This is a genomic window from Trueperella bialowiezensis, from assembly GCF_900637955.1.
Lineage (GTDB): Bacteria > Actinomycetota > Actinomycetes > Actinomycetales > Actinomycetaceae > Trueperella > Trueperella bialowiezensis.
Genome location: NZ_LR134476.1, coordinates 1,805,357 through 1,821,048, shown reverse-complemented (window position 1 = coordinate 1,821,048; position 15,692 = coordinate 1,805,357). Strand labels below are relative to the sequence as shown.

The window sequence follows — 15,692 nt, the reverse complement described above, 5'->3', positions numbered from 1 at the left end:
CCTAAAGCTTTTCGATCACTCCGATCACGCCAGCGATCATCAGCTGGGTAGCAATAGCGGCGAGCAGCATACCGGAGAGGCGGGTGAGCAACATGACGCCCGCCTCTCCGAGCACCCGCATGATTGCACCGGAAAAGTGCATGGCGATCCACGAAATGATGAGCACGAGGGTCATCGCGGCAATCACGGTGAGCGTGTCAATAATGCTCCCGTTAGCATCACGCATGAGCAGCATGAACGCGACGATCGCACCGGGCCCGGCAAGCAGCGGCATGCCGAGCGGAACCATGGCTACGTGAATGGAGCCTCCGGCGTCGCCCGGATCCTGTTCCTTACCCGTCAGCAATTGCAAGGCAACGAGCAGCAAAATTAAGCCACCGGAAAGTTGGAGTGCGGAGGCGGAGATTCCCATCCAGTTAAACAGGTGGAATCCGAAGAAGCCGAAAACCAGTAGCAGGATCAGCGCGATGAAATTCGCTTGGAAGGCGACCTTCTTGCGGTTCTGTTTGCTCATCGAGCGGGTGAGGGCCATGAAGACGGGCACGTTGCCCGGCGGGTCGATAATGACGAGCAGAGTGGTAAAAGCCGAAGCGAAAATCGCGCCGTCGATCGTCACGGTGTTAGAACCTCCAAGAATGCTCCGTGTGCAAGAGCCGTAAGAGTCTCCGGTGCGGTGGTATGTTCACCGAGCCGGTTGGGTTTTCCTCGCCCATGGTAATCGCTCGCGCCGAATGGGAAAAGTTCGAGACGGCGAGCTACAGCACATAATTCTTCGCGGCGCTCGTCAGGGTTGTCGCGGTGCCAGATTTCCACGCCGAACAGCCCGGCTTCTTTCATGGCGTCAAGTGCGCTCAGCGGCACGACCTTGCCGCGGGAACGCGCAAGCGGGTGGGCGACGACGGCGCGCCCGCCGGCGTCGTTGATCCAGCCGATTGCTTCGAGCGTGTCCGGGGCGTAGGTGGGCACGTAATACTTGTGCCGCGGATGCAGCAGGGCGTCAAAAGCTTGGTTTCGATCTGCGACGACGCCGCGGGCCACGAGAGCGTCGGCAATGTGCGGACGGCCGATCACGCCTTCTGAGCCAGCCGCAGCGACGACGTCGTCCCAACTAATTGGAACGTCACGGGCGAGCCTACGCACGATCTCGCGAGCCCGTTCTTCGCGAGCGCCGAGCATGTTCTCCCGGTGCTGAGTAAGCGTGAGGTTGTCGGGGTCGAAGAGGTAGGCGAGCATGTGGACTGAGATCGCGGTATCGCCGTCGTGGTAGCGGGTGGTCATTTCCATCCCGCGCACAAGGCTCACCCCAACACGTGACACCTGGGCGGCGGCTTCCTGCCAGCCAGCAATCGTGTCGTGGTCGGTGATTCCCACCGTGGTTAGCCCTACGCGGGCGGCCGCTTCCATAAGTTCGCGCGGCGTGTCGGTGCCGTCGGAACAGGTAGTGTGGGCGTGCAAATCAATGGCGCTGAAAGTCATAGTGTCACCGTAAAACAGGCGCTATCTACGGGCAAGCCCGTGGCCGGGCCCTGAGTCTCGATATGGGCAGGCATAACGTGGGATAATGAACCCATGAGTAAAGATCTTCCCAAGAACAACCGCCAAGCCGATCACCTCGAACAGACCCTTGAAGAAAAGGCGCACAACCGTACCCAGCGTCCGCAGGGCAAAGTGTTCCGCAAGTTCATCGGTGAAGATTGGGGCGAGCGCCCACCTGGTCCGCAGCGCCTTTCGGTGGCTGACTACACTCCGGCGCGCCACAAGAAGCTGTCCGAACTGTTCCCTGGGGAGCGCCTGGTGATTCCCGCCGGCGATCTGAAGGTCCGCTCTAATGACACCGACTACCGCTTCCGCGCCCATTCAGCGTTTTCGCACCTGAGTGGGCTTGGCGGGGAAGATGAGCCGGGAGCCGTGCTCGTGTTTAATCCGGTAGGCGATGGCCACGAGGTCACGTTGTATTTCCATCCGCGTGCCCCGCGTTCGTCCGAAGAGTTCTATGCCGATTCACGCCACGGTGAGTTCTGGGTGGGAGCGCGCCTATCTGCCGCGGAGATGGAGACGGCCACCGGTATTAAAGTCGCGCATATTGACACGATGAAGGACGCGCTCGCCAAGGATCTTGGGCACGTGCAGATCCGGGTGATACCCCAATCGGATGCCTCCGTGGAAGCCCTTGTTGCTGAGTTGCGTCAGCAAAACGGCATCACGGAAGGTGCCGCGAGCGCGGACGCGCGCCTTGCCGAGGCGACGTCGGAGATGCGGCTCACGAAAGACGAGTGGGAGATCGCTGAAATGCAAAAGGCGATCGACGTGACCGCGGCTGGTTTTGACGAGATGATCCGCGCAATCCCGCGGGCCAAGAAGCACTGGCGTGGTGAACGCGTCATTGAAGGCGTCTTCCAAGCCAAGGCCCGCGAAGAGGGCAATGGGCTGGGCTACGAAACCATTGCGGCTGCGGGTAACAACGCGAACACGCTGCACTGGATTACGAACGACGGCCAGCTTCGCGACGGCGAGCTCATCCTTATCGACGCCGGCGCCGAAGTTGATTCCCTGTATACGGCCGACATCACGCGCACGCTACCGATTTCTGGAAAGTTCACGCCCACTCAGCGCGAGGTGTACAACGCTGTGCTCGAAGCGTGCGAACGTTGCGTCGAGGTCGCCCAGTCGAAAGTCCAGTTCAAAGACATTCATGCGGCCGCGATGGAAGTGATCGCCCATCACTTGGAACGCTGGGGAATCCTGCCTGTATCCGCTGAGGAATCCCTCAAGCCAGAAAACCAGTATCATCGCAGGTGGATGCCGCACGGCACGTCCCACCACTTAGGTATCGATGTCCACGACTGCGCTCAGGCTAAACGCGAGCTCTACCAGGATTCCTATCTTGAGCCGGGCATGATCTTCACGATCGAGCCGGGTCTGTACTTCCGCGCGGATGACCTCAAAGTGCCCGAACGTTTCCGCGGCATCGGAGTACGTATTGAAGACGACATCCTCGTCACCGACGACGGCGCCATCCGCATGTCGGAGTCCATCCCGCGCACAGCCGACGCCGTCGAAGAGTGGATGGCCAACATTTGGGCCGCAGATCGTAACGCCGCAGATCGTAACTAGGAGAAACCATGGCAGTAACAACCGGAACCCGTGTGTTCGTCGGGCGGCTAGCCGGGGCGCCCGTTTTCGACCCGCTCGGTGATCGAGTGGGTAAAGTGCACGACGTCGTCGTCGTGTTTCGCCTGCGCGGGGATCCGTCTGCCGTGGGGCTCGTCGTCGACGTCACAGGAAAACGCCGCGTGTTCCTCCCGCTTACCCGCGTGACGGCGATATCGAACGGGCAGGTCATCACCACGGGTTTGCTTAACATTCGTCGTTTTGAACAGCGCCCGTCTGAGACCATGGTGCTCGGTGAGCTACTCGACCGCGAGGTCGCGTTCGTTGACGGTAGCGGTAAGGCGACGGTCGAGGACGTCGCCATTGAGCAGCTACACAACCGGCAGTGGATGCTCACCACGCTCTACGTGCGTATGGCCAAGGGTAGCCCGGAAGCCGGAAACACGAAGATCGTGGCAGGCAACGCCGTGACCGGCCTACGCACCCGAGTGGCTAACCAGGCAGCAACAGCGCTGCTGGCCCAGATCAACGAACTTAAAGCACCGGACATCGCAGACCTACTTTCTGACCTGCCCGACGACCGCGCGCTCGCTGTCGCCAGGCAAATGCGCGATAACCTGCTCGCCGACGTGCTGGAAGAAATGTCTGACGCGGACAGGGTGACGATCATGAGCGGCTTGGAAGTTGAGCGCGCAGCCGACCTGCTGGAGGAAATGGCTCCCGACGACGCGGCCGATCTGGTCAACGATCTGCCCACAGCCCAAGCCGAAATCCTGCTGGCTCGCATGGAACCTGACGAAGCTCAGGACGTGCGGCGCCTCATGTCCTACGGGGAGCGCACTGCCGGCGGTCTGATGACCACCGAGCCACTGATCCTCTCCCCCGATGCCCCCGTGGCCATGTTGCTCGCCGCTGCGCGGCGCGAGGACATCCCGCCCGCGATCGCGTCGATGTGTTTTATCGTGCGCCCGCCCACCGAAACGCCCACCGGGCAATACCTCGGTGTTGTGCATCTGCAGCGCGCGCTACGCGAACCGCCGTCGGAGATGGTCGGCTCGCTCATCGACCAGGTGGAGCCGCTCTCCCCTGACGACGGCATCGGAACGATCACGCGTCTACTTGCGACCTACAATCTCACCGCACTGCCGGTCGTCGATAACGGTCTACTTGTGGGCGCAGTTTCAGTGGATGACGTGCTCGACCACCTGATGCCGACCGACTGGCGATCCGCCGACGAAGACGCCGTCGATTCGCACATCGATGACCAGCATATTGATGACAAAGACGCCGCCGTCGCTGAGAGCGCCGCCGAGTCAAAGGAGGACGACGATGCCTGAATCATTCGACCAGCCACTCGACAAGCGCCGCCGGAAGATACGCCGCGCCAGCCTCGATTCGGAGGCAGCCGGCGTTATCGCTGAACGGATCGCACGGTTTACCGGAACGCCCAAGTTCATCATCTGGCTGACCCTGTTCGTGGCCGTGTGGATTGCGTGGAATTCGCTTGCTCCCACACATTTGCGTTTCGATTCGGCCGCTCTCGGGTTCACGGCGTTGACGCTCATGCTCTCGCTACAGGCTTCGTATGCCTCGCCGCTCATTCTGCTCGCTCAAAACCGGCAGGATGCCCGCGACCGGGTGAGCGCCGAACAGGATCGCCAGCAGGCCGAACGCAATCTTGCCGATACCGAGTTCCTCACGCGTGAGATCGCCTCGCTGCGTATGTCAATGCAAGAGCTTGCCACGCGTGATTTTGTGCGCTCCGAGCTGCGTGATCAGCTTGATGAACGTGGCGCTACGAGCGAAAATGATCGCGATCTGGGCGCCGAATTAGAACGGCGCGAACGCACGATTGCCGCACAACGTCAACAGATCGAGGATTTCCAGCAAAAGATCGCAAAGCTTGAGGAGCGCATCGCCACACTCGAGGAATAACAGCGGTATGGCTAGGATGAAAGCCATGAGTCTACCGAGCATTGAAGAGATCACCGAGGCCCTAGGCGACGTCATCGATCCTGAGATCAAGCGCCCAATTACAGAGCTGGGCATGCTGCGCTCAGTTGATATTGACGACGACGGCGTGGTCACGGTTGGGATTGACCTGACGACGGCGGGCTGCCCGCTTCGCGACACGATTACCCAAGACGCCCAGGAAGTCGTGGGCGCGCTGGATGGCGTGACGCGCGTGGACGTGCAGATGGGCGTGATGAACGAGGAGCAGAAGGCTGAACTGCGCAAGACTCTGCGTGGCGGCCAGGCCGAACGTGTGATTCCTTTTGCCCAGCCCGGTAATTTGACGCGCGTGTACGCGGTGACCTCCGGTAAGGGCGGGGTCGGTAAATCGTCAATGACAGTCAATCTTGCGGCCTCGCTCGCCCAGCAAGGACTGAGCGTAGGAATCGTGGACGCCGACATCTACGGCTTTTCGATTCCGCAAATGATGGGCGTGGACACCCCGCCACAGGCCGTGGATAACATGATCATTCCGCCGATTTCGCACGGTGTGAAGACGATTTCGATCGGCATGTTCATGCAGGAAAACGGCCCGGTCGTCTGGCGCGGCCCAATGTTGCACCGGGCGCTCGAACAGTTCTTCGCGGACGTGTTCTGGGGCGATCTCGACGTCCTCCTCATCGACCTGCCACCGGGCACTGGCGACGTCGCACTCTCGGTCGCACAGCTCATCCCCACATCCGAAATCGTGCTCGTAACTACCCCACAGGTGGCTGCCGCCGATGTGGCTGAACGAGCCGGCATGATGGCCGGGCAAACCAACCAGCGAGTCGTGGGCGTGATCGAAAACATGTCCTACCTCGAAATGCCGGACGGCACGAAGATGGACATCTTCGGCTCCGGCGGAGGCGAAACCGTAGCCGCACAGCTGTCTGGCATCCTCGGCTACAAGGTGCCCCTACTCGGGCAGGTACCGCTCGAACAAGATCTCCGTGAAGGCGGCGACTCCGGGATCCCCTTCTCCGGCCAAGAAGGCAATTCGCCAGCCCAAGAAGCGATCCGAGATATTGCCAAACAGCTGGGCACGCGCGCTCGCGGGCTCGCCGGTATGTCGCTCGGCGTGGCACCCGTCAACTAGATCAGCCCTGCCCGAGGCGCGGCCACGAACTGGGCCGAGCTTGCCAGCAAACTAGCTCGTCGCACAGTAATATTGGGCGTAGATCGCAAAGTGGCACACAGGGGAGAAGATGGCACTCGACAAGGCACAATCGTGGACGTACGCGGAACAAATCGTTGCAGATTTGCCGCTGGCTCGGCAGGCTCGCAGCCAGGCTCTCGAACTCGGCATCGATCCCCTCTCCCCCGCAACTGGCCATTTCTTGCGTGCCCTCGCATCCATCGACGGGGTTAAGCACATTGCCGAAGTGGGCACGGGCACGGGTCTTTCCGGGTTTTACCTGCTTTCAGGTTCATCTGAATCGGTGCTCACGAGTATCGACGTCGATTCAGAAGCGCAAAACTATGCGCGTAGCATGTTCAACACGGCGGGTATCAGGCCGAGCCGTTTCCGGCTCATCAACGGCCGTAGTGCAGACCTGCTCCCCCGGCTGGCAAATAACGCCTACGATCTGGTGTTGATCGACGCCGATCCGGCCGAAGCGGCCGGTGACGTGTCCGAAGCTCTACGGATGCTCCGCCCGGGCGGCACACTGGTTCTCGCACATGCGCTCAACTCTGACCGGGTGGCAGATCCCGCACGGCGTGACGAAGCCACGGTCACGCTGCGTAATTTGGGGCGTGAATTAATTGAGGCTGAAGACGTGGTCTCCAGCCTCATTCCCCTCGGGGATGGTTTGTTGATCAGCGTAAAGCTCTAAAGCTTCAGCAGCTTGTCCAGAACTTCGTGAAGGGACTTCACTTCATCATCGCTCAGCTCGAGGACGAGACGGCCCCCGCCTTCCAACGGCATCCTTAGAGTCGTGCCGTGGATGTCGCGTTCTGCTTCAAGCGGTCCATCTCCGGTGCGCGGTTTCATGGCTGCCATGGACTATTTCTCCTTCCGAGGCGCTCTATTCGCCTTCTCCTAATCCCTAATTCTACGCGAATTTGCCAGCCATGACAGGGCAAGAGCGCAACAGATCACAAAATACTGCCGCGCTTCGCCCGCGCAGGTCGGGTTAGGACGCGTCTGTGTTGCCGTTGCGGATCTCGTCGGCAAGCCGGTGTACGCCGTCGACAACCGCCTGTACGGCGTCCTCAGCCGTGTCTACGATCGTGAAGATGTCTTCGTGGCCCGGGCTAATGAACCCGCCCTCCAGCAGGGTTCCCTTGATCCAGTCAACGAGCCCGCTCCAGTATTCGCTGCCCACGAGCACCACGGGGAACGAGGAGACCTTGTGGGTTTGCACGAGGGTGAGCGCCTCAAACAGTTCGTCCATCGTGCCGTAACCGCCTGGTAGCACAATGAAGCCGAGCGAGTATTTGACGAACATCATCTTGCGCACGAAGAAGTAACGGAAGTTAATTCCCAAGTCGACGTATTCGTTAATGCCCTGTTCGAAAGGCAACTCGATGCCAAGGCCCACCGATACGCCGCCGGCTTCGAGCGCGCCCTTGTTTCCAGCCTCCATAATCCCCGGGCCGCCGCCGGTGATGACAGCGTAGTCTTCTGCCACTAAGCGCTTAGCGATGTCTACCGTCAGCTCGTAATACGGGTCGTCTTTCGGCGTGCGCGCCGAACCAAAAATAGAAATCGCCGGCCCGATATCGGCCAGGGCGCCAAAACCTTCCACGAACTCTGCCTGGATGCGCATGATCCGCCACGGATCGCCGTGGATAAACGACGAATCCTGCAACGGCTGCAACAGCCGCGCGTCCGTCGTCGTCTCCGGAATCTGCGTGCGCCGCAGCATGACCGGGCCCTTGTGATATTTCCTCATACTTTTCACCATGTGCACAAGAGTACTAGGACTGCGGTTAACATTCTGGAAACCTTCCACAGTTTCGGTTCGGCCGCGATGCGCTCAGCCTCGCTCACCCCATATGCTTGACCGTGATGGATATTGTGGTGGCCGCGATCGCGGGGCTGGGAATCGGCGTCGTCGTTGGCATGTTGGGTGCCGGCGGCGGAATCCTCTCCGTACCCGCACTCGTGTATTTTCTTGGGTTTAGCCCGCACGAAGCCGCGGCCGGGTCGCTCGTCATCGTAGCCCTGTCAGCCGTCACGGCACTGTGGTCGCACGCGCGGGCGGGCAACGTCAACTGGCGTGGCGGCGTACTTGTGGCGGCAGCCAGCTCGCTGGGCGCAATTGGAGGGGCACGCCTAGCTCCTCTTCTTAGCGGGCGCGCGCTCATGATCACTTTTTCAATCCTGCTGTGCGCGGTGGGTATTGCCATGGTGCGCAGCGGATTCAAGGCGCGGACCAACGACGCCGAAACGCGCGATTCCAGGCCCGCTCGGCATAATTCTCCACGGCCGTGGGCAATCATTGCCGGAGGGCTTGGTGTGGGACTCTTGGCCGGCGTGTTCGGCGTGGGTGGTGGCTTCGCCGTCGTGCCCATGCTCGTGTACGTATTCGGATTTTCCATGAGGGAAGCTGCCGGCACGAGCGTGCTCGTCATGGCCATCACGGCCGTCTTCGGGCTGCTGGGCCGGATCGGAACAGACGTGACGATCAACTGGCCGGTGATCGCAGTATTCGCTGCTGCGTCCGCACTTGGCGGGCTGGTCGGCGCGCCGATCAGCCGCAAGGTCAGCGCAGCTACATTAACGATCGCTTTCGGCGCACTCCTGCTCGCCATAGCTGCTATCACCGCTATCCAGAATGTATGCTAATCAGACCCGCAAAAACTGAGAGGGACTCTATGACTGACATGAGTGCACTGGCCGAATACGTTCGTTCGTGGATCAACGCCGATCCATCGCCGTCGGACCGGGAAGAACTTGAAAACTTATTGGAGCGCGCTACCAGCGACGACGCCGCGCGCACCGAACTCGCTGATCGTTTCGCCGGCACGCTGCAGTTCGGCACTGCCGGCCTGCGTGGCCAGATGGCTGCCGGTCCAAACCGGATGAACACCGCGGTGGTACGCCGGGCGGCGGCCGGGCTCACGGCCTGGCTGGTCGATACGGTAGCGGCCGATCCGCTCGTCGTTATCGGATTCGACGCCCGCTATAATTCCCAGCAGTTCGCCGAAGACACGGCGGCGATCGTGACCGCGGCCGGCGGGCGTGCCCTCCTCATGCCGAGCCCCCTACCCACCCCGCTGCTGGCTTACGCTGTGCGCAAGCTTGGGGCGGATGCGGGCGTCATGGTCACGGCCTCGCATAACCCTCCGCAAGATAACGGCTACAAGGTCTACCTTGGCGGACGCGCGGCTGGTAAAGACGGCCAGGGCGTGCAGATCATCCCACCTGTTGACGGCCAGATCGCCGAGAAAATCGCGGCGGCACCTCCCGCAAACAAGGTGCCGATGGCGAGCGGGTGGCAGGTACTCGATAACTCGATCGTCACCGACTATATCTCTGACACGCTTGCCGCGTTCGCGCCGAACGCTCCCGATTCGGCCACTGCGCAGAATCTTAAGATTGTCTACACGCCGATGCACGGTGTAGGCAATGCCCTCGTTGGCCCGCTGCTCGAGCAGGCCGGGTTTACCGACGTCGTGCCCGTGGACTCGCAGATCAATCCCGATCCGGATTTTCCCACGGTTGCCTTCCCCAACCCGGAAGAAGCCGGCGCACTCGACGAAGCGATTGCCACCGCCACCCGCGTGGGTGCAGACATCATCATCGCTTCTGACCCGGATGCGGACAGGTGCTCGGTAGCCATCCCCGCCGATGCCGGATGGCGCCAGCTCAGCGGCGACGAGATCGGCTCGATCCTGGGTGAACACGTGGCGGCCTCCGGCGCGGCCGGAACACTGGCCTCGTCCATCGTGTCCTCCCAGCTGCTCGAACAGATCGCGCGCCACCACGGCATGAACTATGAAGCCACGCTCACCGGGTTCAAGTGGATTGCCCGCGCTGCTGAGATCGCCTTCGGATATGAGGAAGCGATCGGCTTTTGCGTGCTGCCCGAGCTGGTTAAAGACAAGGACGGCGTATCCGCAGCGCTTGCTCTTGCCACAATCGCGGCGAAGGCCAAGGCTGCGGGCGGCTCACTACAGGATGTGCTCGACCAGCTAGCGATCCGCCACGGCGTCTACCACACTGCACCAGTGACGGTACGCGTGGCTGACCTCGCGGTGATCCCAGCGACCATGGCAAAGATTCGCACTGCACCGCCCACCGAGCTCATCGGCTCGCCTGTGGCATCGGTGGAAGATCTCGCGAACGGAAGCGGAGATCTACCGCCCACCGACGCGATTCGGATCCGCACTCAGGCTGGCGATCGGGTGATTATTCGCCCGTCCGGCACCGAACCGAAAGTCAAGTGCTACCTCGAAGTGATCGAGCCGGTTGCCGGGCCAGATGCGCTCGCTGACGCCCGCAGCGCAGCGGCCGAGCGTATGGAACGGTTCAAGGCCGACGTCGCCAAGCTGCTAGAACTTTAGCTCGCCGGCTAACGGTCTAAAAACCTTCGATCACGGCACGCGAGGAAGAAAGGCCAAGGCGGGTCGCACCTGCGGCGATCATTTCTTTCGCAGTCGCAGCATCGCGAATCCCGCCCGAGGCCTTCACCTCGAGCTCCTCGCCCACCGTCTGCTTCATGAGGCGCACGGCGTGAGTGCTCGCTCCGCCTGCCGGGTGGAAGCCCGTGGAGGTCTTCACGAAATCCGCGCCGGAGGCCTTCGCAGCTTTGCAGGCGCCCACGATCTCCTCATCTGTGAGGACGGCCGATTCGATGATCACTTTGAGCACCGCGTAGGGAGCGGCGTCGCGAACTACCGAGATGTCGTATTCGAGGGCGTCCCAGTCGTGTTCCTTGACGTATCCAAGGTTGACCACCATGTCGATCTCGTCAGCGCCCGCCGCCACCGCACGTGCTGATTCGGCGGCTTTGATCTCGGAGACCACGGCACCGGATGGGAAGCCGACCACCACGCACAGTTTCAGATCGCCCAAATCAACTTCGTCTGGAAGTGGCAGCATCGACGGCGATACGCACACCGAATACGTGCCCAGTTCTTTCGCTTCGTTGATGAGGTCCACGACGTCGTCGATCGTGGCCTCCGGTTTCAGCAACGTGTGGTCTATCATGCCAGCTACGTTATTCATCATCACTCCTTTTTCGAGGGCGCCATCACCCACGTTAAAAACGGGAACACGTTAAACATATCCTGTTCTCCGTGTGTAAACCGCGGATTGGCGGAAATCGTTCGGCGCGCAGGCGGGTTAGTCCACGCGATCCAGCACCACGGACTCACGCGGCGTGTACTGACCGCCAATCTCTACTCCCCCGGCTAAAGCTTCGAGGGCGCGTTCGATCCGGTACTCGTCGTCAGTGTGGAAACGCATGAGCACGTCGCCCTTGCGTACCGTGTCGCCAGGCTTGGCGAACAGCTCGATACCTGCGGCAGCCTGGACGGGCTCGTTCTTGGTCGGCCGGCCCGATCCCAGCCGCCAGGAGGCCACGCCTACGGCCAGCGCGTCAAGCTTTGAGACCGTGCCAGAAGCCTCGGCTACAATCTCGTGCGTGTGCTTGGCCACCGGCATTGGCGCATCCGGATCTCCACCCTGTTCGCGGATCATTGCCCGCCACACGTCCATCGCCCGGCCATCTTTGAGTGCGCGGTCGACGTCGGCATCCGGCTGCCCAGCCGCCGCCAACATCACCCGTGCAAGTTCGAGGGTGAGTTCGACGACGTCGGACGGCCCGCCACCGGCCAACACCTCCACGGACTCTTCCACTTCGAGTCCGTTGCCTACCTTGCGGCCAAGCGGGGTAGACATGTCCGTCAGCAGCGCGGTGGTTTTCACTCCGGCATCCGTGCCCAGATCGACCATCGTGCGTGCCAATTCGCGAGCCTGCTCGAGGTTCTTCATGAACGCTCCCGATCCGACCTTGACGTCGAGCACGAGCGAATCGGTGCCTTCTGCGATCTTCTTCGACATGATCGACGAGGCGATGAGCGGAATGCAGTCAACCGTGGCGGTCACGTCGCGCAGCGCGTAGAGCTTCTTATCGGCAGGTGCGAGCCCGGCACCGGCTGCGCAGATGACTGCGCCGCAGCCTTCACCCAGCTGAGTCATGATCTCATCGTTCGACAGGTCTGCCCGCCATCCTGGGATGGCTTCGAGTTTGTCGAGCGTGCCGCCCGTATGGCCAAGCCCGCGGCCAGACAGCTGCGGAACCGCAACCCCGTAAACCGCAACAAGCGGTGCCAGCGGGAGGGTAATCTTATCCCCCACCCCGCCGGTGGAATGCTTGTCAGCAGTCGGCTTACCGAGCGAACCAAAGTCCATTCGCTCGCCCGAATCGATGATGGCGCCCGTCCACTGCGAAATCTCCTCCCGGTCCATCCCGTTCAAGAAGATCGCCATCGCGAGCGCAGCCATCTGCTCATCGCCCATCACGCCGGTCGTGTAGGCGTTGATCGTCCAGTCGATCTGCTCGCGGGAAAGCTTCGCGCCGTCCCGTTTGGCCCGAATGATGTCTACCGCGTCGAACTGTGTCATCGTCGCTCCTTATGTTGTGTGCCTTGCCGCGGCGTCGTTAATCGAAAATGGTCTGAGTCAGGTCAACGCTCGTAGCGCCGCTGTATTCGCCCAGCGACGTCGGCCCAAAAGCGTATGGCAGCACCGTGGTCATCGGTACCGGGCCGTCGCCTGGCATGTTGACCAAAAGCTCCGGGCCGCCGTGTTCGTAAAGAATCTGCCGGCACCGCCCGCACGGGCCCACGGCCTCTTCGTTGCCGTTGACACAGGAGACGGCGACAAGCCGCCCTCCACCCGAGCGGATGAGCGCCGAGACCAGACCGTTTTCCGCGCACGTGCCCAGCCCGGTGGACGCGTTTTCTACGTTGCACCCCGAGATGAGCCGCCCGTCGTCAACCAGTGCCGCGGCGCCCACCGGATACCCAGAGTAGGGCGCATAGGCGGTACGCATCGCTTCAATCGCCAGCTCTTTCAGCTGTTGCCAATCGACATCAACCATGTGCGCCTACTTCAGGTAGGGAACGTTTTCCGCAGCCGGCGGGCGCGACTTACCGACGAAGCCGGCCACCGCGATGATCGTAATAATGTACGGGATCATGTTGACCAGATCCGACGGAATACCCGCGTGCAACGACGGGATCAACTGTGCGACAGCCTGTGCGAAGCCGAACATGACGGCGGCGCCCATCGCGCCCACCGGATGCCACTTTCCGAGGATCATGGCCGCCAGTGCAATATAGCCGTTGCCAGCGGAGATGTTGTTCGTGAACGCCAGGCCGGAGCCGATCGTGAAGAACGCACCACCCAAGCCGGCCAGGCTGGAGGCGAAGATCGTATTGATCGTGCGGGTACGGTTGACGTTAATGCCTACCGTGTCCGCAGCCTTCGGGTGCTCACCACAGGCGCGTAGGCGCAGGCCCCAGCGGGAGCGGAAAATGAAGATCGCAAGCAAGATCACGGCAGCGTACATGATGTAGACGAGGATCGACTGGTTGAACAGCATCGGCCCGATCACCGGGATCTCGGACAGGCCGGGAATCTTGATCGGTTTGAGCGAATACTTGTTCGTGTTCAGCAGCGGCTGGTTTTGGGTCATGAGCGTTCCGAAGAAGAACGTCGTCAAACCGAGTGCCAGCACGTTGAGCACTACACCGACGATGATCTGGTCCACGCCGTAGCGCACCGAGAACAGAGCGAGCAGTGCTCCGAGGAAGGCGCCTGCGAGCGGGGCAAACAGCAGGCCCACGTAGGCGTTTTGGAAGAACGACGCCGCCATCACACCGGCGAACGCGCCGGCGAGCAGTTCGCCTTCAATGCTGATGTTGATCACGCCAACTCGTTCAGAGACGACGCCGGACAGCGCGCCGAAAATCAGCGGGGTGGAGATCGCCACGGTAGACACGAGTGTCGATGTCACGGTGACCGCGCCGCTCGAGCCCGCGCCAGCGAAGATGAGGAACGCGAACACTGTTAACAGCCCGACGACGATCATGGCGACGACGTCGATGATCCGGCCCACTCGGCCGTACTTTCCGCGCGAGAACGTGGAGAAGAACGACCAGGCCGTACCAATGAGAGCGATCACTGCGAATGCCCAGAGTACGTTTGGCGCGTTGATCGTGATGTCGTCAATGTTGATGGACTGGCTGCGGTCATTCAGGCGCAGCCGGGTGTCGCCGTCGGCGCTGATGGCGAAGAAGATCAGCAGGATGCTTGCAAGCGCGAACGTGATCGGGATCTTGAACGATAAGCGCTTTTGCACGTTGTCCTGATCAACGATCTGCGCGTTAGTTTTGGTCTGAGCACTCACTAGCGTTCGCCTCCTTCGGAGCCGGCCACGGCGTCAACTTTCGGTTCTTCATCACCGCGTTCTTCGGCAAGCGCCTTCACGTTGGCTGGCGTGATCTCGAGGCCGCGCTCTTGTAGCGTGACGAACTGACGCAGCGTCACGTTGTTTGCTGCCGGAAGGCGGAAGAGCCAACGAACGAGCGCCGGGGCTGCGATCAGCAACACGATGGTGGACTGCAGGATAAGAATCATGTCGATGGGTACGCCTGCATTTTGCATGATGTAACCACCGGCTTTGAACGCGCCGAACAGCAAACCGGCAAAGAACGTGCCGATCGGCTTGTTCCGGCCGAGCAGTGCCACGGTGATCGCGTCGAAACCGACGTTGCCGGCCACGTTTCCAGACACGTAGCCGATCGTGCCGAGCGCCTCGTTAGCCCCGGCAAGGCCGAGGAAGGAACCAGAGACGATCATCGTCAGCGCAGTGACCTTACCAACCGAAATGCCGGCCGTACGTGCCGCATCCGGGTTTGCGCCCACCGCACGAACTTCGAAACCGAACGTGGACCGTTCGAGCAGCCACCAGAACACGATCGTCGCCAAGATCGCGATGATGATTCCAGCGTGCAACTTAAACGGCGGCGGAAGGAGCGGTGTGAGCGCTGCGCTGTCTGCAACGTTCGGGGTCTTCGGGAAGTTCGTGCCGGGAACCTGCCACGCTGGCTGCAAGAGGATGTAGCTCAAAGCCAGCCCGGCGATCGAGTTGAGCATGATCGTCACGATCACTTCGTTCGCCCCGGTACGCGCTTTCAAAATGCCCGCAATCGAGGCATATAGGGCGCCGGCAACAATGCCGGCAAGCAGTGCCACGAGCGTGTGAACCACGGGCGGCATGTTGTAGTTGAATCCCACCCAGGCCGCAGCCAGCGCACCGAAAATAAGCTGGCCGGCACCACCAATGTTAAATAGCCCGGCACGGAAGCCGAACGCCAAGCCCAAGCCGCCCAAGATGAGCGGGATCGCATAGAACAGCGAATCGGTCAGCGGCTTGATCTGGTAGGCGAAAGTGCGCCCGTCAGGGTTAAAGATCGCCCCGCGGAACATGTTGTAATACGCTTCCGTGACGGATGCGCCCGTCATGGCGATGAGCACCGCGCCGATAAGGAAGGCGATAACGACGGCGAGCACGGACACGAGCCAACCTGAGCGTAGCCCGGTGTAGACCATGCCTTTTAGCCAC

General features: G+C 61.3%; 16 protein-coding genes. 7 read left to right on the top strand and 9 right to left on the bottom strand.

Features of this window, described 5'->3' with window-relative positions; all coding sequences use genetic code 11:
- Position 1: 1 nt before the first annotated feature.
- Both EL234_RS08215 and EL234_RS08210 read right to left on the bottom strand, forming a co-directional pair.
- Entirely contained in the window at positions 2-616 is a 615-nt protein-coding gene (locus tag EL234_RS08215) for a MarC family protein (protein WP_126416993.1), read from the bottom strand.
- Entirely contained in the window at positions 613-1,476 is an 864-nt protein-coding gene (locus EL234_RS08210) for a PHP domain-containing protein (RefSeq protein WP_126416992.1), read from the bottom strand. The genes EL234_RS08215 and EL234_RS08210 overlap by 4 nt, the downstream gene beginning before the upstream one ends.
- Before the next feature lie 93 nt (positions 1,477-1,569).
- On the opposite strand from EL234_RS08210, the gene EL234_RS08205 reads away from it, so the two are divergent.
- The 5 genes from EL234_RS08205 to EL234_RS08185 all read left to right on the top strand — a co-directional run bounded on the left by EL234_RS08205 (position 1,570) and on the right by EL234_RS08185 (position 6,941).
- Positions 1,570-3,114: an aminopeptidase P family protein gene (locus tag EL234_RS08205; RefSeq protein WP_126416991.1), complete on the top strand. Its 1,545-nt coding sequence runs from the start codon at positions 1,570-1,572 to the stop codon at positions 3,112-3,114.
- A gap of 8 nt (positions 3,115-3,122) precedes the next feature.
- On the top strand, positions 3,123-4,448 hold the full coding sequence (locus tag EL234_RS08200) for a magnesium transporter MgtE N-terminal domain-containing protein (RefSeq protein WP_126416990.1): 1,326 nt from the start codon (positions 3,123-3,125) through the stop codon (positions 4,446-4,448).
- A complete protein-coding gene (locus EL234_RS08195) occupies positions 4,441-5,046 on the top strand; it encodes a DUF1003 domain-containing protein (protein ID WP_126416989.1) in 606 nt (201 codons plus the stop codon). The genes EL234_RS08200 and EL234_RS08195 overlap by 8 nt, the downstream gene beginning before the upstream one ends.
- 25 nt (positions 5,047-5,071) lie before the next feature.
- A complete protein-coding gene (locus tag EL234_RS08190; protein WP_126416988.1) occupies positions 5,072-6,202 on the top strand; it encodes an Mrp/NBP35 family ATP-binding protein in 1,131 nt (376 codons plus the stop codon).
- Between the two features lie 109 nt (positions 6,203-6,311).
- Positions 6,312-6,941 (top strand): O-methyltransferase, encoded by a 630-nt coding sequence (locus EL234_RS08185; protein WP_126416987.1) that lies wholly within the window; start codon positions 6,312-6,314, stop codon positions 6,939-6,941.
- Here the strand turns inward: EL234_RS08185 and EL234_RS08180 are convergent.
- Together EL234_RS08180 and EL234_RS08175 are read right to left on the bottom strand one after the other, a co-directional pair.
- Entirely contained in the window at positions 6,938-7,108 is a 171-nt protein-coding gene (locus EL234_RS08180) for a DUF3117 domain-containing protein (RefSeq protein WP_126416986.1), read from the bottom strand. The two genes, EL234_RS08185 and EL234_RS08180, sit on opposite strands and share 4 nt — an antisense overlap.
- A 133-nt stretch (positions 7,109-7,241) precedes the next feature.
- Positions 7,242-8,003, bottom strand: a complete 762-nt coding sequence (locus EL234_RS08175; RefSeq protein ID WP_241968996.1) for an LOG family protein — start codon at positions 8,001-8,003, stop codon at positions 7,242-7,244.
- A 116-nt stretch (positions 8,004-8,119) separates the two neighbouring features.
- On the opposite strand from EL234_RS08175, the gene EL234_RS08170 reads away from it, so the two are divergent.
- Positions 8,120-8,899, top strand: a complete 780-nt coding sequence (locus EL234_RS08170; protein WP_241968994.1) for a sulfite exporter TauE/SafE family protein — start codon at positions 8,120-8,122, stop codon at positions 8,897-8,899.
- 29 nt (positions 8,900-8,928) lie between these two features.
- The gene (locus EL234_RS08165; RefSeq protein ID WP_126416983.1) at positions 8,929-10,620 is read left to right on the top strand and encodes a phospho-sugar mutase; all 1,692 of its coding nucleotides are present in this window, start codon (positions 8,929-8,931) and stop codon (positions 10,618-10,620) included.
- A 16-nt stretch (positions 10,621-10,636) separates the two neighbouring features.
- Here the strand turns inward: EL234_RS08165 and deoC are convergent, their stop codons facing one another.
- The 5 genes from deoC to EL234_RS08140 all read right to left on the bottom strand — a co-directional run bounded on the left by deoC (position 10,637) and on the right by EL234_RS08140 (position 15,679).
- A complete protein-coding gene (deoC, locus tag EL234_RS08160; protein WP_407701389.1) occupies positions 10,637-11,287 on the bottom strand; it encodes a deoxyribose-phosphate aldolase in 651 nt (216 codons plus the stop codon).
- Positions 11,288-11,401: 114 nt separating this feature from the next.
- Positions 11,402-12,685: a thymidine phosphorylase gene (locus EL234_RS08155; protein ID WP_126416982.1), complete on the bottom strand. Its 1,284-nt coding sequence runs from the start codon at positions 12,683-12,685 to the stop codon at positions 11,402-11,404.
- Positions 12,686-12,722: 37 nt separating this feature from the next.
- Positions 12,723-13,163, bottom strand: a complete 441-nt coding sequence (locus EL234_RS08150; RefSeq protein WP_126416981.1) for a cytidine deaminase — start codon at positions 13,161-13,163, stop codon at positions 12,723-12,725.
- A gap of 6 nt (positions 13,164-13,169) precedes the next feature.
- A complete protein-coding gene (locus tag EL234_RS08145) occupies positions 13,170-14,474 on the bottom strand; it encodes an ABC transporter permease (protein ID WP_407701388.1) in 1,305 nt (434 codons plus the stop codon).
- A complete protein-coding gene (locus tag EL234_RS08140; RefSeq protein ID WP_407701395.1) occupies positions 14,474-15,679 on the bottom strand; it encodes an ABC transporter permease in 1,206 nt (401 codons plus the stop codon). The genes EL234_RS08145 and EL234_RS08140 overlap by 1 nt, the downstream gene beginning before the upstream one ends.
- Positions 15,680-15,692 lie beyond the last annotated feature (13 nt).